Annotated in this window: 11 protein-coding genes; all 11 read right to left on the bottom strand. The window is 32.7% G+C overall.

Going from position 1 to position 18893, the window contains the following annotated elements:
* Position 1: 1 nt before the first annotated feature.
* Positions 2-3832: a DNA-directed RNA polymerase subunit beta gene (gene rpoB / locus E7419_00915; protein MBE7013749.1), complete on the bottom strand. Its 3831-nt coding sequence runs from the start codon at positions 3830-3832 to the stop codon at positions 2-4.
* Between the two features lie 451 nt (positions 3833-4283).
* Positions 4284-6371, bottom strand: a complete 2088-nt coding sequence (locus E7419_00920; GenBank protein MBE7013750.1) for a glutamine synthetase type III — start codon at positions 6369-6371, stop codon at positions 4284-4286.
* Between the two features lie 10 nt (positions 6372-6381).
* Complete coding sequence (nadE, locus tag E7419_00925) at positions 6382-7110, bottom strand: NAD(+) synthase (GenBank protein MBE7013751.1); 729 nt, start codon at positions 7108-7110, stop codon at positions 6382-6384.
* Positions 7111-7316: 206 nt separating this feature from the next.
* The gene (gyrA, locus tag E7419_00930) at positions 7317-9830 is read right to left on the bottom strand and encodes a DNA gyrase subunit A (GenBank protein MBE7013752.1); all 2514 of its coding nucleotides are present in this window, start codon (positions 9828-9830) and stop codon (positions 7317-7319) included.
* Between the two features lie 98 nt (positions 9831-9928).
* Complete coding sequence (gene gyrB, locus E7419_00935; protein ID MBE7013753.1) at positions 9929-11872, bottom strand: DNA topoisomerase (ATP-hydrolyzing) subunit B; 1944 nt, start codon at positions 11870-11872, stop codon at positions 9929-9931.
* 4 nt (positions 11873-11876) lie between these two features.
* Positions 11877-12134, bottom strand: a complete 258-nt coding sequence (locus E7419_00940; GenBank protein MBE7013754.1) for a DUF370 domain-containing protein — start codon at positions 12132-12134, stop codon at positions 11877-11879.
* Between the two features lies 1 nt (position 12135).
* The gene (gene recF / locus E7419_00945; GenBank protein MBE7013755.1) at positions 12136-13245 is read right to left on the bottom strand and encodes a DNA replication/repair protein RecF; all 1110 of its coding nucleotides are present in this window, start codon (positions 13243-13245) and stop codon (positions 12136-12138) included.
* A complete protein-coding gene (gene dnaN / locus E7419_00950) occupies positions 13245-14372 on the bottom strand; it encodes a DNA polymerase III subunit beta (GenBank protein ID MBE7013756.1) in 1128 nt (375 codons plus the stop codon). The genes recF and dnaN overlap by 1 nt, the downstream gene beginning before the upstream one ends.
* Before the next feature lie 311 nt (positions 14373-14683).
* Positions 14684-16036: a chromosomal replication initiator protein DnaA gene (gene dnaA, locus E7419_00955; GenBank protein MBE7013757.1), complete on the bottom strand. Its 1353-nt coding sequence runs from the start codon at positions 16034-16036 to the stop codon at positions 14684-14686.
* A 483-nt stretch (positions 16037-16519) separates the two neighbouring features.
* Positions 16520-17797, bottom strand: a complete 1278-nt coding sequence (gene serS, locus E7419_00960; protein ID MBE7013758.1) for a serine--tRNA ligase — start codon at positions 17795-17797, stop codon at positions 16520-16522.
* Positions 17798-17939: 142 nt separating this feature from the next.
* Positions 17940-18788, bottom strand: coding sequence for a ParB/RepB/Spo0J family partition protein (locus E7419_00965; protein ID MBE7013759.1), 849 nt, complete (start codon positions 18786-18788; stop codon positions 17940-17942).
* Positions 18789-18893: the final 105 nt, after the last annotated feature.

Raw genomic sequence — 18893 nt, forward strand, 5'->3', positions numbered from 1 at the left:
ATTATTCTTCGCTTTCTTCTTCTAATATTGCGTCTATATCTTCGTCATCATCTATCATAATGTCGTCTTCACTAACTTCTTCATCATAATCGTCAAGAAGGTCTTCATCAGCGAAGTCTAAATTTCTATCCTCATCGTTATCCTCGTCCTCAGAATGCTCTTCATTTTCTGCATAATCAATTAAGTCTTCTTCCGACTCAATCTTTCTTGGAGCAGGAATAACATCGTCATCGGTGTCTTTTAAATTGATTTCTTCATCATTTGCTGCATACACTTTCATATCAAGACCTAAACTCTGAAGTTCTTTGATAAGAACTTTAAAGGATTCGGGAACTCCCGGACGAGGAACATTTTCCCCTTTAACAATTGCTTCATAAGTCTTAACACGGCCGACAATATCGTCTGATTTTACAGTTAATATTTCCTGCAGTGTATAGGCTGCACCATAAGCTTCCAACGCCCAAACTTCCATTTCCCCGAATCTCTGACCACCAAACTGCGCTTTACCGCCCAGAGGCTGCTGAGTAACAAGTGAATATGGACCTGTTGAACGGGCATGGATTTTATCGTCAACCAGGTGATGAAGTTTTAACATATACATTATACCTACAGTAACGCGGTTATCAAACGGTTCCCCTGTTCTTCCGTCATAAAGAACTGTTTTACCGTCTTCCGAGTAACCTGCCTCAACTAAGGTTTTAGCAATATCGTCTTCGTTTGCACCGTCAAATACCGGTGTTGCGATATTCCAGCCAAGCGCTCTTGCTGCATAACCCAAGTGAACTTCAAGCACCTGACCGATGTTCATACGGCTTGGTACGCCAAGCGGATTTAACACGATATCAAGAGTTGTACCATCAGGTAAGTATGGCATATCTTCTTCAGGAAGTATTCTTGAAATAACCCCTTTGTTACCGTGACGGCCTGCCATTTTATCCCCGACAGAGATTTTTCTCTTCTGGGCAATACTTACTCTTACTATCATATTAACACCGGGAGCCATTTCGTTGTCGTTTTCTCTTGTGAACACTTTAACGTCAACTATAATACCTGCTTCCCCGTGAGGAACTCTTAGCGATGTATCTCTTACTTCTCTTGCTTTTTCACCGAAGATTGCACGAAGTAATCTTTCTTCGCTGGTAACTTCTGTTTCGCCTTTTGGTGAAACTTTACCAACTAAGATATCGCCAGGTCTTACTTCTGCACCTATTCTTATGATACCTCTTTCGTCAAGGTCTTTTAATGCGTCTTCCCCTACATTAGGGATATCTCTTGTGATTTCTTCAGGACCGAGTTTGGTATCTCTTGCTTCGGTTTCATATTTTTCTAAGTGAATAGATGTGAACACATCTTCTTTAACTATTCTTTCATTTATTAAAATAGCATCTTCGTAGTTATAACCTTCCCAAGTCATAAATCCTATAAGTACGTTTTTACCAAGCGCAACTTCCCCGTTTGATGTAGAAGGACCGTCAGCCACTACCTGACCTTTTTTAACTTTATCGCCTACTTTAACGATAGGTCTTTGGTTTATACAAGTTGACTGGTTTGAACGTTTGAATTTAATAAGGTCATAATCATACACTTTTTTATTTTTGCCTGTGATTGTGATGTGGTCACCGCTTACTTTAGTAACAGTACCATCACACTCTGCCAAAATAACAACACCTGAATCAACAGCGGCACTGTATTCCATACCTGTTGCAATAATAGGTGCCTGTGCTTTTAGAAGAGGAACACTCTGACGCTGCATGTTAGATCCCATAAGGGCACGGTTAGCATCGTCGTTTTCTAAGAATGGTATCATTGCTGTTGCAACTGATACAACCTGTTTAGGAGAAACGTCCATATAATCTACTTTTGACGCTTCAATTTCCAAAAATTCGTCTCTTCTTCTTGCAGTTACACGTTTATTTATAAATTTACCATCTTTATCTAATGGTTCGTTTGCCTGAGCAATAATATAATTATCTTCAACATCGGCTGTCATATACTCAACATCACGGGTAACAACCCCTGCTTCTTTATCAACTTTACGGTAAGGTGCTTCAATAAAGCCATAATCGTTAACTATACCATAAGTTGAAAGTGAGCCGATAAGACCGATGTTCGGACCTTCAGGAGATTCGATAGGACACATACGTCCATAATGTGTATGATGAACGTCACGCACTTCAAAGCCCGCTCTGTCTCTTGACAAACCGCCGGGACCTAAAGCAGAAAGTCTTCTCTTATGAGTAAGTTCTGCAAGAGGGTTAGTCTGATCCATAAACTGAGAAAGTTGGGAGTTACCAAAGAATTCTTTAACTGCTGCAACTATCGGTCTTATATTAACAAGACTCTGAGGAGTTACAGAATCCATATCCTGCTGGGTAATCATTCTTTCTTTAATTGCTCTTGCCATTCTTGTAAAGCCGACTCTTACCTGATTTTGTAAAAGTTCGCCTACTGAACGAAGACGTCTGTTTCCCAAATGGTCGATATCGTCCTGATTTCCTATACCGTGAACTATTGTTATATGATAGTTAATTGTTGCTAAAATATCTTCAACAGTAACATTTTTAGGCATCAGTGATTTTTTATTCTTATAGATTAAATCTAAAATTTCTTCTTCGGAAAGTTTGTCCTCTTCCGCTTTATCCATAAGTTCTTTTAATACTGAATATTTAACCTGTTCGTTAATAATTTTAGTGTCGGCATTTTCGTAAAAATACTTGATGTCACAAGTGTCATTCGACATAATGTTAACTTCTTTTTCTTCCGAATCGAACACAGTGATTATATTTACAGGAGATCTGTCAATCAAAGATAAACTTTCTCTTGTTAATATTTCGCCCGCACTTGCTAAAATTTCGCCTGTTGCAGGGCAGATAACATCACTTGCGCATTTTAAGCCCAAAGCCCTATTTTCAAAAGATAATTTTTTATTGAATTTATATCTTCCGACTCTTGCTAAGTCATATCTTCTCGGATCAAAGAATAAATTATTTATAAGCGACTGAGCGCTTGGCACTGAAGGTGGTTCGCCCGGTCTTAATTTTTTGTAAATTTCCAAGATACCTTCTTCGTAATTGGTTGTGGTATCTTTATCAAGAGTTGATAAAATAAGGGCATCTTCGCCAAACATTGCCTTTATTTCTTCATTTGTTTCGGTATTTAAAATTTTTCTTGATACACCGTCTTCATCTATCTGATGAGAAAGCGCTCTTAATAAAACGGTAGCAGGAACTTTTCTTGTTCTGTCAATTCTGACACTGAATACGTCATTAGTATCAGTTTCAAATTCTATCCATGCACCGCGGTTAGGAATCATGGTTGATGAGAAAAGTTGTTTACCAGACTTATCTCTTACCATAGCAAAATAAACACCCGGAGAACGTACAAGCTGGCTGACTATAACTCTTTCCGCGCCGTTTATAATAAATGTACCTGATTCTGTCATTAAAGGGAAATCTCCCATAAAGATTTCCTGTTCCTTAACTTCGCCTGTTTCTCTGTTTACAAGACGAACTTTGGACCTTGTGGGAACCGCATAAGTTGTTTCTCTGATTTTAGTTTCAGTAAGAGAATATTTTGGCTCCTCATCAAATTTAAAGTCATAAAACTCAAGATAGTGAGTACTTCCGCTTGCGCCCTTATCCTTTATAGGATCATAAGCTCCAACATCAGGACTTATCGGACCGATTTCTTCAATAACTTCCTCAATCCCTGCGGTTGTAAACCAATCGTAAGACTTTTTCTGAACTTCAATCAGATTTGGTGGTGCCAATACTTCATCAATTTTAGAAAAGTTGACTCTTTCAACCTTTCCGTACTTAACCGGATGCGCCACATTTATCACCTCATTATTTTTTTGGGGAATTTTTCCTGTATAAAATTTTTTCAAAGAATCTTTTAAAAGGTTTGAATTCCCGTTTAACAAACCCTTTAAAATACCTAATTTTAAGCCTTTTTTCCAAAAAAAGGCGAAAATATCCCATTAAATCGTCTTACCATTTTATCACAATTAAGTAAAGATGTCAAGCACTAATTTAAAAAAATTTTTCTTAAAAATTTTTTAAATGAATATTGAATAATGAAGAATGAATAATTATGGTATTATAAATTCCTTGCGGAATTTATGGAATTAAAAAAACGCAAAAGGCCGTATGGCATCTTTTGCGTTCTTAACTACTTAATGTAATATAACTGTTAGTCTGTGCGTGGCACATTTAGCGTACGAAGTACATTTAGCTGAACTTGTTCAATTTAGCTCGCAGTATGCGAATTTAGCTGTTTGGAGTTTAAACTCCAAACAGCAGTTCTCCATAAGTTGGGAAAGGCCAGTATTCTTTTGAAGTTTTATCTTCCATACTGTCTGCCGTTTCTCTTATTTTTTCCATCTTAGGAATAAGTACCTGAGATGAGAAAAATGCTTTTTTCTCTATGTCTTCTATCTTTTTTAATTCTTCAATACTTTGTGATAAGTCATTTATTCTTTCATAAAGTTCTTTTGACAGGATTGAGAGTTTATTTAAAGTTTCTTCTTCATAAGAGGATATAATTTTTTGAGATATTTTTTTCTTTGTTAAAATCAGTTCTGCCAGTTCCTTGGAAAATGATGCTACAGCAGGCAAGATATCTTTATTTACCATATCCACCATGGTAAGTGCTTCTATATTTATAACCTTTGCGTAACTTTCAAGGAGTATTTCCTGCCTTGATACAATTTCATTTTCGTTAAAAATTCCATGTTTAACAAAGAGGTCAATATTCTTTTTGTCTGCAAAGTGAACAAGCGCATCAGGTGTTTTCCTATAATTTAGAAGCCCTCTTTTTTCTGCCTCTTCTACCCACTCGTCAGAATAATTATTTCCATTAAAAATTATTCGTTTATGGTTTTTAAAGGTTTTCTTGATAAGCCTGTCAAGTTCCTTTTTAAAATCGTCAGCCTTTTCTAAAATATCTGCAAACTGGCAGAGTTCTTCGGCTACAATTGTGTTTAATATGTAATTGGCGCAGGCAATTGATTCACTTGAGCCAAGCATACGAAATTCAAATTTATTACCTGTAAATGCAAAAGGAGATGTTCTGTTTCTGTCAGTCGTGTCTTTAGGGAATTTAGGAAGAACGTGAACTCCTATTTCCATTTGTGCATTTTCTTTTTCTTTATATTCTTCGCCCGATATAATAGCCTCTAAAATTTCAGTAAGTTCTTCTCCCAAGAACATTGAAACTATTGCGGGAGGTGCTTCATTTGCACCGAGTCTGTGGTCATTTCCTGCAGAAGCAATAGAAATTCTGAGTAAATCCTGATACTCGTCAACTGCTTTTACAACTGCTGCAAGGAATAATAAAAACTGTGCATTATCCTGAGGAGAGTCGCCCGGTTCCAATAAATTAACACCGCTTGATGTAGAAAGCGCCCAGTTATTATGCTTACCGCTTCCGTTTACTCCTGCAAATGGTTTTTCGTGAAGTAAGCACACAAGGTCATGCTTTTCAGCAATTTTTTTCATAACCTCCATTGTAAGCTGGTTCTGGTCGGTTGAAATATTTGAAGTTGTAAAAATCGGCGCAAGTTCATGCTGAGCAGGTGCGGCTTCGTTATGCTTGGTTTTTGCTAAAATTCCAAGTTTCCATAACTCTAAGTCCAGTTCCTTCATATATTCGGAAACTCTTGGTTTTATAATACCGTAGTAATGGTCATCCATTTCCTGACCTTTCGGAGGTTTTGTTCCAAAAAGTGTTCTTCCTGCATATATAAGGTCTTTTCTTAAATCAAAATATTTTTTATCAATAAGGAAATATTCCTGTTCTGCACCAACTGTAGGAAGCACTCTTTTTTCAACTTTGCCAAAGAGTTTAAGTATTCTTTGCGCCTCTTTATTTATAGTTTCCATTGAACGAAGGAGCGGAGTTTTCTTATCAAGCGCTTCGCCTGTATATGAACAGAATGCTGTAGGAATACATAAAGAATCGTCTTTAATAAAGGCATAAGATGTAGGATCCCACGCAGTATATCCTCTTGCTTCAAAGGTTGCACGAAGTCCTCCTGACGGGAATGATGACGCGTCAGGTTCCCCTTTTATAAGTTCCTTTCCGGAAAATTCCATTATGATATTTCCGTCTCCCTTAGGGGAAATAAAGGAATCATGCTTTTCTGCAGTAACCCCTGTCATAGGCTGGAACCAATGGGTAAAGTGGGTTGCACCTTTTTCAATCGCCCAGTCTTTCATAGCATTTGCAACGGTATTTGCTATTTCTTTGTCAATCGACTTACCCTGTTCCATTGTTCTTTTTAAAGATTTATAGACATCTTCGGGAAGTCTTTCTTTCATTACTTGCTCGTTAAAGCACATACTTGCGTATAATTCAGGAATTTTTGTCATACGTAAACCTCTACTCTTTATATACTTTAGGCATAGTTCTTTTATGTTCTGACCTTTTATATGCCCTGTCAATAAGTTCTTTATCTTCTTTGTCGGCGATGCCGTTTAATATATAGTTATCAATTTTTTCATAGGAAATTCCCATTTCATCTTCATCCGTCTGCCCTTCATATAAAGCGGCAGAAGGTGCTTTTTTGATTATATTTTGAGGGGCATCCAAATATCTTAAGAATTCATAAACCTCTGTAACCGTAAGGTCTGCGATTGGGTTAAAATCACAAGCACCGTCTCCCCATTTCGTAAAGTAGCCCATATGCCTTTCGCTTCTGTTCCCTGTTCCCGCAACAAGATAATTTTTCTCCTGTGCTAAAGAATAAAGAGTTATCATACGAAGTCTTGGATTCATATTGGCATCGGCAAGACCGTTTACTTTATATACTTTTTCCACTGCGGACTTTAAGGTAAGTTTTGCTTCAGTTAAATCAACTGTTACAGTTTCAATATTATACTTCTTTGCGGCATTAAGAGCGTCCTCAACATCTTCGGTATAATTTCTTTTAGACTGGCAGGGCATCATAACTCCAAGCACGTTATCGGTTGCCATTTTACAAAGTATTCCGACCAGTGTACAGTCCTTTCCTCCGCTGTTACCGTATATAATGCCTTTTGCCCCTGCATTTTTTAAAACTGTTTTAATAAATTCAACTCTTTTTATAGTTTCTTCTTTATAGTCTCTCATTCTTGCTCCTTAGGTTTTTGTGCCGAAAAAGTGACAGACCCAAAATGACCTCAAACCGGTCATTTTAAAAGGTTCAGTCCCTTTTTCTTCTTTATAGTCTCTCATTTTTCACCTGAAAATTTCTTATGCAAATGCCGTATGGCATATTTGCATTTCCTTTATTCCTAATTCCTAACTCCTAATTCCTAATTGAAAGAAATTTCAAGTTAGTTTTCGTTTGTTACCGTTTCTTCATTTGTTTCTGTTGTTTCTTCTTCCTCTTCTTCTTTCTCAACAACAGCGAAAGAAACAACTTTTACATCATCTTTTAATTTCATTATTTTAACCCCTGATGTATCACGGCCAAGAGTTGAAATATCTTCTACCCCTGTTCTTATAATTACACCTTCTGAGGTTATAAGCATAATATCGTCATTATCGGTAACGGTATTTATTCCGCATACGTTTCCTGATTTCTGGGATATTTTGTATGTTCTTATACCTTTACCGCCTCTTGACTGGACTTTGTATTCGGAAAGTTCTGTACGTTTACCCATACCGTTTTCCGAGATAACAAGAAGTTTTGAATCATCATTAACCAGACAGGCACCTACAACAAAGTCGCCATCTTTTAATCTGATACCTCTTACCCCGTGTGCAGTTCTTCCCATAGGACGAACATCTTTTTCATTAAATCTTATTGCATTTCCTAAGTGTGTGCCTAAGATTATATCGTTTTCGCCATTGGTTACTGAAACTTTGATAAGTTCATCATCTTCATTTAAGCCGATAGCGTTAAGACCGCCCGAACGGTTGGAATTATATTCGGAAAGTTTGGTTTTCTTAATAGTACCTTTTTTGGTTACCATTGTTAAGAAACTGTCTTCGTCAAATTCTTTTATAGGAATGGTTGCAGTTACTTTTTCCCCTGCGTCAAGGCTAAGTAAGTTTACAATAGGCATACCCTTTGCAGTTCTTGATGCTTCAGGAATCTGATAACCCTTCATTTTGAACATTCTTCCCTTATTTGTAAAGCATAAAATAAAGTGATGGGTAGAAGTTGTAAAGATGTTTTCAACAAAGTCTTCCTCTTTGGTGGACATTCCCGATATACCTCTTCCGCCACGTCTCTGGCTTCTGTATGTATCGGTTTTAAGCCTTTTGATATAACCTGAGTGGGACATTGTAACAACGATATCTTCAACTTCGATTAAATCTTCATCGTCTATCTGAGAATAGTCAAATGTTATTTCAGTTTTTCTTTCATCGCCGTATTTTTCTTTTATTTCTATAAGTTCTTTCTTAATTTGTTCATAAAGTAAGCCTTTATCTGATAAAAGTCCCTTATATTCTTCTACTTTAAGTGAAAGTTCGTTAAATTCTTCGTCAATCTTTTCGCCGTTTAGTCTTTGCAGTTGGCCAAGTTTCATATCTAAAACACTTTGTGCCTGAATAGCAGAAAAACCGAATTTTTCCATCAGTTGTTCCTTAGCATCGTCATAAGCGTTTCTTATTACATGGATAACTTCGTCAATATTGGCAAGTGCTATTCTTAAGCCCTCTAAAATGTGCATTCTTGCTTCTGCTTTTTCAAGTTCAAATTTAGTTCTTCTTGTTACAATTTCTTCCTGGAAATTTATAAAGTGGGAAAGAACTTCTTTTAAACATAAAATTTTAGGTTTGCCGTTACAGATTGCAAGCATATTTATAGAGAAACTGTCCTGCAGTCTTGAATATTTATAAAGCTGATTTAAAACAACCTGCGGATTAGCGTCTTTCTTTAAGAAAATTTCAAGCCTTATACCTACTCTGTCTGAAGAGTGGTCGTCAATATCTGATAAACCGTCTATTTTTTTCTCTTTTACAAGATTAGCAATAGATTCAACCAGCATTTTCTTATTAACCTGGTAAGGAAGTTCGGTTACGATTATAGAGAATGAGCCGTCTTTATTTTCTTTTATTTCGCATTTTGCGCGCACAATAACTTTGCCCTTACCTGTTTCGTAAGCGCTTCTTATTCCGCTTCTTCCCATAATTGACGCACTTGTCGGAAAGTCAGGACCTTTTATATATTCCATTAACTCTTCAACCGTAATATCAGGGTTGTCCATCTGGGCAATAACCCCATCTAAAACTTCGGTTAAATTATGAGGAGGAATATTTGTAGCCATACCAACGGCAATCCCTGAACTTCCGTTAATTAAAAGTGTAGGAATTCTTGTTGGTAAAACTAATGGTTCCTCTCTCTTTTCGTCAAAGTTAGGAGCAAAATCAACTGTATTTTTTTCTATATTCTCGAGCATTAAGTTAGATAACTTACTCATTCTTGCTTCAGTATAACGGTATGCAGCAGGAGGGTCACCGTCAACCGACCCGAAGTTACCATGCCCGTCAACTAAAGGATATCTCATAGAGAAATCCTGAGCAAGTCTTACCATAGCATCATAAACAGACGCATCACCATGCGGATGGTATCTACCTATAACATTACCAACGGTAGTTGCAGATTTAAAGAACGGTTTATCGTAAGTTAAATGTTCTTCATGCATTGAATAAAGAATTCTTCTGTGAACAGGTTTTAAACCGTCACGTACATCGGGAAGCGCTCTTGCTACTATAACACTCATCGCATAGTCAATAAACGCTTCTTTCATTCTTTTTTCAATATCTATATCTACAATGGTTTGAGTATCGAAATATTCTTCAAAATGAGAATCTTCGTATTTTTTATTCTTAGCCATTTTCAGTATCCTCTTTCTTAAGGCACTCAGGAGTCTGTGCTCATATACCTTAAATTTGTTAATTTAAACTTTTTTAAACGCAAAAATACGTTCCCCTCTTATACATCAAGATTTGTTACATATTGAGCATTTTCTTCAATAAATTCACGCCTTGGTTCAACCTCGTCGCCCATAAGTATTGAGAAAATCTGGTCTGCTCTTTGTGCATCTTCCAAAGTTACTTTAAGTAAAATTCTGTTTTTAGGGTCCATTGTAGTTTCCCAAAGTTCCTCAGGGTTCATTTCCCCAAGACCTTTGTAACGGGAGATATCTACTTTTGCATTTAAGTCCCCGTCTTTTAATTCTTCACTTAATCTGTCCCTTTCCTCATCTGAAAATGCAACAAAAGATTTTTTACCTCTTGATAATTTATATAGAGGAGGTTTTGCAAGATATATATGACCTGTTTCAATTAAAGTTCTCATAAATCTGAAGAAGAATGTTAAAAGAAGTGTCTGGATATGAGCACCGTCGACATCGGCATCGGCCATAATTATTATTTTATCATATCTTAATTTTTCTATATTGAATTCTTCGCCTATTCCTGTTCCCAAAGCCTGAATAACAGGTTTTAATTTATCGTTTCCGTAAACTTTATCGGCTCTTGATTTTTCAACGTTTAACATTTTACCCCATAAAGGAAGAATTGCCTGATATTTACTGTCACGCCCGTTTTTAGCACTTCCGCCCGCAGAATCCCCTTCGACTATATATATTTCAGTCTTGGTAGGGTCTTTAACAATACAGTCGGTAAGTTTTCCCGGAAGTGAATTTGTGCCAAGAGGAGTTTTTCTTGTTGCTTCTCTTGCTTTTCTTGCCGCTTCTCTTGCACGGGATGCTGTCATTGCTTTTTCTATAATAATTTTTGCTATCTGCGGATTTTCGTTTAAAAAGTCGGTAAACTTTTCGGATATTAAAGATGCAACTATACCTCTTACTTCGCTGTTTCCAAGTTTGGTTTTAGTCTGACCTTCAAACTGCGCTTCGGTAACTTTAACACTTATAACTGCAGTTAAACCTTCCCTCACGTCTTCCCCTGAAAGTTCATTATCATCCTTTTTCATTATGTTCATTTTCTTGGCATAGTCGTTTATAGAACGGGTAAGTGCTGCTTTAAAGCCTGTTTCGTGAGTACCGCCTTCAGTTGTATTGATATTATTTGCAAAACTTACCAAAGATTCTGAGTAAGAATCGGTATATTGCATAGCAACTTCCGCATAGGTATCGCCTTTTTGACATTCAACATATATAACACCGTCATGGATAGGAGTTTTGCCACGATTGTTATACTCAACAAAGGACATAATTCCCCCTTCATAATGAAGGACTTTTTTCTTTGGCTCTTCAAGTCTTAAATCGGAGAATGTTATATTTATTCCTTTATTTAAAAAGGCTTGTTCTCTTAATCTTTTTAATAAAACATCAAAATCATAATATGTTTCTTCAAAAATTTCAGGATCGGCAAGGAATGTAACCTCAGTACCTTTTTTATCAGTTTTTCCTATTATTTCGGCAGGTTTTACTGCTTTTCCCTGTTCAAATCTTAAATAGTGGATATTTTCCCCGTCATGAACCTTAACTTCAAGATAGGTTGAAAGAGCATTAACAACAGAGGCACCAACACCGTGAAGCCCCCCTGAAACTTTATATCCCGAACCTCCGAATTTACCGCCGGCATGAAGTTTTGTAAAAATAACTTCTAATGTGGATATACCCATTTTAGGATGTATTCCTGTAGGAATACCTCTACCGTCATCAGTTACTGTAACAGTACCGTCTTTATTTAAATCAACAGTAATATTTTTACAATATCCTGCCAACGCTTCGTCAATAGCATTGTCAACAATTTCATAAACCAAATGATGAAGACCTCTTATAGATGTCGAGCCTATGTACATCCCCGGTCTTTTTCTTACTGCTTCTAAGCCTTCTAAAACCTGAATCTGAGACTCGTCATAAGTTTCTTCAACTTTGGTATTATATCCTTTGATTTCCTCTGACATTTAATTAACCTATCCTTTCTTCAGACCTTTTTTTAAGTGTAGAACTCGATAAGGAAGATACATAAATAAAGTTTTCCTCTTTTTCTTTTACCAAAACAAATGATTTTGGTAAATCTTCATTTACATATATTACCTTATTTTTTTTACTCATATCGACTAAAAATTCTCTCGTTATTTTTGATGTAGAAGTATTTTCAATATCGAATATGGCAACTATATTTTTAGAATTAACCGTATAATCTTTTCCCAAATGTATAAACACTTTAATTAACCTTTCCTTCAACTAGCCTTCCTTCGGCTACTAAATAAGACTTGTAAGGATATTTTATTTTCTTATATAAATCCTTATCGGTGCAGGTAATAATAGTCTGATTATCTCTTATAAAATTAAGAAGTTTATTCTGCCTTTTTATATCAAGTTCTGATAAAATATCATCTAAAAGAAGTATAGGAGTTTCACCTAAAACTTCTTTCATAAATTCAAATTCTGCGAGTTTTAAAGATAAAATTATCGACCTTTGCTGCCCTTGAGAACAGTAAACTTTTGAATCTTTCCCATTTAAGTAAAATTCTAAATCATCTCTTTGAGGACCAATTAAAGTAATTCCTCTTAAAATTTCTTCTTCTCTTAACTTTTTAAATTCTTCTAAATATTTTTTCTCTATTTCTTTTATGTTTACATTAAATTTACTGCTAAACCCGGGTTTATATTTTATTTCTATATTCTCTTTTTTATCGGAAATATAAAAAAGTGCTTTTGTTGCAAGTTCATTTATTCTTTCAATAAAACGAAGCCTGTAAACAGTAATTTTAGATGCTAAGTACGATAATTTTTCATCATAAACGTCAAGTAAAGAAGTATTTACTTCTTTTTGCTTTAATAAATTATTTTTAAGATTAAGTACCTTTTTGTAATCTTTTAATAATTTAAAATATTCGGGTTTTATCTGGGATATATCAGTATCCATAAACCTTCTTCTTTCTTCCGGAGAACCTTTTATAAGGTTTAAATCCTCAGGAGAAAAAATAACGGTACCGAATATTCCGAATAATGCTTTTTTTGAAGGATTAAATATTCCGTTTATCTCTAATTTTTTATTTTTATCTTTATATAAATAAAAATTTGCAGACTGCTCCCTTTTTTGAGATATAAATTCTATTTTGATTTCACTTTCTTCTTTTTCAAACTTTATAAGTTCCTTATCTTTTACTCCGCGATGGGATTTTGAAGAAGAAAATATATATACACTTTCTAAAATATTGGTTTTACCCTGTGCATTTTCTCCGTAAAATATATTTATACCTTCATAAAAATCAATATTTAATTTATCATAATTTCTGAAATTTTTTAATTTTAAATTTTTTAGTATCATTATTCATTTCTAAGTCTTAAAGGTAAGATTAAATAAATAAACTCGTCAGTGTCAACACCTTTTATAACAAGAGGGTTAAGTGATGATGTAAATTCCATTTTAATTTTCTTTGAATCACATGCTCTTAATGCATCAAGTAAGTACTTATGATTAAATCCTATTGTTAAATCCCCGCCTTTTGTTTCACATGAAACAGTATCTTCCGCTTTACCGTTTTTAGTAATTGAAGACATATAAATCTGATTTTCAGATATATCAAATTTTAAAGGACTCTTAACATCAGGAGTTATAATTAATGAACTTCTTATAATTGAATCTATTACATCTTTTGTATCAGCAGTAACTGTTATATCGCTTGATGTAGGAATAATATGTTCATAGTTAAAGAAGTCACCGTCAATTAAATTAGAATACATTATAACATTTCCTAATTTTATATTAACTCTGTTTTTAGTAAAGCAAAGTTCAATATTTCCTTCTTCATCATCTATAATTTTAGATAAGTCATTTAAAGTTTTACCCGGAATTATATATGATTCGGAAATTAAAGTACTTTCTATATTAACTTTTCTGAAAGACAGTCTGTAACCGTCTAAAGATACAACTTTTAAAATATTATCTTTAATATCAAATAATGCACCTGTTAAAGTTATTTTTTTATCATCTGTTCCTATTGAGAAAATAACCTGTCTTATAATATTTTTCATCTTCACTTTATCAACAGAAATTTTAATATCTGAATCTTTATATTCTACAGATGGAAAATCCTGAGGATTAAGTCCGTAAATTTCATATTTCGAAAATCCTAATTCAATATTTGTTTTAAAACTGTCATCAGTAGAAATTGATACTTCTCCATCTGGTAATTTAGATACTATATCATAAAAAATCTTAGCATTTAAAACAACAGATCCTTCATCTGAAACTTCTCCCAAAATATTTGCTTCAATAGCAATTTTTAAATCATTACCAAGAAGTTTAATATTTCCGTCACTTGTTGCTTTAATATATACACCTTCTAAAATAGGAGCAGCTGACTTACTTGATACTGCTTTTAAAACCGTACTTAAATTTTCTAAAAGAGTAATCTTATTACAAGTAAATTTCATTTTTATCAATCCTTCCATATATAAAATAAATAATATACTTTAAATAATATAAAATAAATAATTAAATAATACTATAACTATTATTAGTAGTATAATGTGTTTATTTGTTTAAAAGTAAGTATAACCCTTTATTTATAGTAATTTTTAATGTTTAAAAAGTTTTTTAAAACTTTATTTTTTATTTTTTTATATGTTCAAAATAATATTTTTAAACATATAAGTTTTAGTTTTAAACTGTTCAAATGTTTAAAATTATGTATATAATTATTATAGCATAAATAACATTAAAAATAAAGTAAATTTTGTAATTTTAAGGCAAATTTTTTAGTTTAAATGAGGTTTTTTAAGTTAGTAATGATTTCTTCTATTTCAACCTTAAATTTTTCGTCAGAATTCATTTTTTCCTCTATTTTATTAATAGAATTTAAAACTGTTGAATGATTTTTTCCTCCGAATTTACTTCCTATTTTCGAAAGTGATATATCAAGAACATTTTTTATAACATACATTGCAACCTGACGTATCAAAATTACCTCTGCTTTTCTTGAATTTGCTTTTATAATTTTAGGATCTACATCATAAAATTTACATACTTCATAAATTATAGTATCAATGTTTAAAACTTTATTAGGTTTTTCTTCTTCTATATCTGATATTATTTTATTTAAAAGATCTTTGTTGATTTCTTCATTAGATAGAGTTGAATAAGCAATAATTTTATTTAATACTCCTTCAATTTCCCTGATATTATCTTTTACTTTCTTTGCAATAAGTTCTATGTACTCATCTTCAATATTTAAATTTTCATTTTGTACCTTTTTCTTTAAAATTGCAATTCTTGTTTCATAGTCAGGTTTTTTAATATCCCAGGTAAGACCTCCTTCAAATCTTGAACGAAGCCTGTCATCAAGTTTTGAAATATCTTTAGGTGGGCGGTCAGATGTAATTATAATCTGCTTTTCATACTGGGTTAAATGATTAAATGTATGGAAAAATTCTTCCTGACATCTTTCTTTTCCCCCTATAAACTGAATATCATCTATCATAAGAACATCCAAAGTTCTGTATTTATCCCTGAATTCATTTATAGTATTATCTCTTATACTGTCAACCATATCGTTAACAAACTGTTCAGAGGATATATATAAAATTTTTGAGTTTTTATCTCTTTTTATTATATCATTACCTACTGCCTGCATAAGATGGGTTTTTCCAAGACCTACATCTCCATATAAGAATAAAGGATTATATGCTTTTCCCGGATCTTTTGCAACCGACTGAGCAGCAGCACAGGCAAATCTGTTATTTTCACCTATAACAAAATTTTCAAAAGTGAATTTTTTAAGAAGATTTGATTTTTTGTAAAAAGAATCATCTATCTGTACTGATTCTTCATCTTCTTTTTCTTCCTCATATTCAATTAAATTATCACTTATTTCAACTATTACTTCTTCAATTTCAGGATTAAGTATGATTGCTGCTGATTTTATTAAAGTAAGATACCTTTTTTCTATCATTTCCTTATTAACATCCATAGGAACTGATAAAATAAGTTTATTGTTAATAATTTTATATGGTTTGATTGTTCTTACCCATGTGTTAAAACCAAGAGGAGATATCTGCCTTCCTTCCTCTTCTATCATATCTAAAAGATTATCCCAAAAGTCTATTATATTATTCATTTTATATATTTTTCCTTCCGTGATATTTTTAAACACTAAAAAACCTTTATTTTATAGGGTTTTTACTACTTTTCAACAGAAATTGTTTAAAACTTTAAAAAAATATGTTTAAAACTTAAATCTTTTAACAGTAGTAACTATTCAATTTATCAGTAATCATTATTAATTAAATTACATTTTTTTACAAAATAATTTATTATTTTGGGTATTATGTAAATCAGTTTTTAAAATAATTTAAACAGTTGATTTTAGTGTATTTTTATGAGTTTTCAACAAAAATTGTTCAAAACTCATAAAAAATCAGTTGAAAAGTCAAAGCCTTATATATCAAGGTTTTATAACAATTTTAAAGTTTACATAATATTATTTTAAACGAAACTTTTAATAGTTTTAAAAAGGTTAATATAAAGCCATTTATACATAGTTTAGTATTATTAAATATTATTTAAGTTTATCTATTATGATAAATTTCCTATTCCTTTTTTAAAGAGTTATTTTTGTTATTCCGCCCATATAAGGAACCAAAACATCAGGAATTGTAACAGAACCATCTTCATTCTGATAGTTTTCCAAAATTGCGGCAACAGTTCTTCCTACTGCAACCCCTGAGCCGTTTAAGGTATGGCAATATCTTGCTTTTTTATTAAGTTCATCTTTAAATTTAATGTTTGCTCTTCTTGCCTGGAAATCTTCAAAGTTTGAACATGAAGAAATTTCAACATACTTATTGTATGAAGGCATATATACTTCTATATCGTATTTTTTAGCAGCTGTAAATCCTAAATCGCCTGTAACAATATCAACAACTCTGTAAGGCAATTTTAAAAGTTGAAGAACATATTCAGCGTCTTTAGTTAATTTTTCAAGTTCATAATAAGAATCTTCAGGTTTTGTAAATTTAACAAGTTCAACTTTATTAAACTGATGTTGTCTTATAAGTCCTCTTGTATCTCTTCCTGCACTTCCTGCTTCTGATCTGAAACATGCTGAATATGCTGCATGTTTAATAGGAAGCATATTTCCATCTAAAATTTCATCTCTGTATAAATTTGTAACAGGAACTTCAGCTGTAGGAATTAAGAAATAATCATCATTTGAAATTTTAAATACATCTTCTTCAAATTTAGGTAACTGACCTGTTCCTGTAAGTGATGCACGGTTTACCATATAAGGAGGGAATATTTCAGTATATCCGTTATCAGAATGAGTGTCTAAATAAAAGTTTATAACTGCTCTTTCTAAACGGGATCCTAATCCTTTATAAAATGTAAATCTTGAACCTGTAACTTTTGCTGCTCTTTCAGGATCTAATATATTTAAATCTTTACCGATATCCCAGTGTGCTTTAGGTTCAAAATTAAATTCTCTTATCTCTCCCCATTTTCTAACTTCCTTGTTATCTTCTTCATTTAAAGATACAGGCGCAGTTTCATTAGGAATGTTTGGAATTCTAAGTAAATTAAATTTTAATTCTTCATCTATTTCATTAAGGGAAGAATCCATTTCTTTAATTTTTTCAGAAAGTTCTTTCATTTCATTTAAAATAGAAGAAACATCTTTTCCTTCTTTTTTAAGTTTAGGAATTTCTTTTGAAACAACATTTTGTTTATTTTTAAGTCCTTCAACTAAAAAAGTAATATCTCTTCTTTTTAAATCAAGTTCATAAATCTTATTTACTTCATTTGTAACATCATTACCTTTTTTTGCTACTAACTTTATAACTTTATCTTTATCTTCTCTTATAAGTCTTAAATCTAACATAAAATTTCCTCCAAAAAAATCATATATCTCTAAAACGCCCAAAATTTAGTTTTATTAAGTTTTTAATGTTTTTAATATCTTTTATCAAAATTTTAAAATAAATTAAGCAGAATTTAATTTTAAAGGTAAAATTTTTTTCCAATTATTTCAAAATTTTCAAAATTCTGTCTAAATCGTCATTTCCATAATATTCTATTTTAATTTCACCTTTTTTTTGCCCGTGTTTAATAGTAACTTTGGTTGAAAATGATTTTGATAAACTTTCTGCAATTGATTTTATTTCAACATCAATTTGAGAATTAGTTTTCTTTTTCTTTGCTTTTTCATTATTTAAATTTTTAACTAAACTTTCAACCTGTCTTACATTTAAACCTTCTTTTATAATTCTTTTTGCAGTTTCTATTTTTAATTTATCACTGTCTATTGATAATAACGCTCTTGCGTGACCTTGTGAAATTTCTCCTGAAATAACATATTTTATTATTTCATCAGGAAGATTTAATATTCTTAAACTGTTAGTGATTGCAGAACGACTTTTTCCTACCCTTTTTGATATTTCTTCCTGAGTCATTGAAAATCCGTCAATTAAAGATTTATAACCTTTTGCTTCTTCAATAGGGTTTAAATCCTCTCTTTGTAAGTTTTCAATCAAAGCAACTTCTGCTGCTTCCTTTTCTTCATAGTTTTTAATTATTGCGGGAATTTTTTTAAGACCTGCCGCTTTTGCTGCTCTCCATCTTCTTTCCCCTGCAATTATCATATATCTTCCCGATTCTTTTTTAGTAACAATTATAGGAAGAATAACGCCAATCTCAGAAATTGAACTTGTAAGTGCGTCTAACTTTTCTTTATCAAAGGCTTTTCTCGGTTGTTCCTTGTTAGGCTCAACATCTATTATATTAAGATGAAAAACAACATTTTCATCTACTTTTGACGGAGTCTGGGAAATCATAGTGGATAAGCCTTTAGCAAGACCTCTTCTTTCTGCCATATATATAATCATCCCTTTCTATCTGTAATATAATGTTTATAATATGTTGTTTTATCGGAACGACACACAGGTCGTTCCCTACGTGCGGTCTTAAGATTTTTAACA

It is taken from the genome of Oscillospiraceae bacterium (assembly GCA_015068525.1).
In the GTDB taxonomy this organism is placed as follows: domain Bacteria; phylum Bacillota; class Clostridia; order UMGS1840; family HGM11507; genus SIG450.

What these genes read in the sequence shown, in the direction of transcription:
- dnaA (MBE7013757.1), bottom strand. Translation starts at nt 16,036, where the DNA reads ATGAATAATATAATAGACTTTTGGGATAATCTTTTAGATATGATAGAA.
- nadE (MBE7013751.1), bottom strand. Translation starts at nt 7,110, where the DNA reads ATGAGAGACTATAAAGAAGAAACTATAAAAAGAGTTGAATTTATTAAA.
- dnaN (MBE7013756.1), bottom strand. Translation starts at nt 14,372, where the DNA reads ATGGAAGGATTGATAAAAATGAAATTTACTTGTAATAAGATTACTCTT.
- gyrB (MBE7013753.1), bottom strand. Translation starts at nt 11,872, where the DNA reads ATGTCAGAGGAAATCAAAGGATATAATACCAAAGTTGAAGAAACTTAT.
- E7419_00920 (MBE7013750.1), bottom strand. Translation starts at nt 6,371, where the DNA reads ATGACAAAAATTCCTGAATTATACGCAAGTATGTGCTTTAACGAGCAA.
- gyrA (MBE7013752.1), bottom strand. Translation starts at nt 9,830, where the DNA reads ATGGCTAAGAATAAAAAATACGAAGATTCTCATTTTGAAGAATATTTC.
- E7419_00965 (MBE7013759.1), bottom strand. Translation starts at nt 18,788, where the DNA reads ATGGCAGAAAGAAGAGGTCTTGCTAAAGGCTTATCCACTATGATTTCC.
- serS (MBE7013758.1), bottom strand. Translation starts at nt 17,797, where the DNA reads ATGTTAGATTTAAGACTTATAAGAGAAGATAAAGATAAAGTTATAAAG.
- recF (MBE7013755.1), bottom strand. Translation starts at nt 13,245, where the DNA reads ATGATACTAAAAAATTTAAAATTAAAAAATTTCAGAAATTATGATAAA.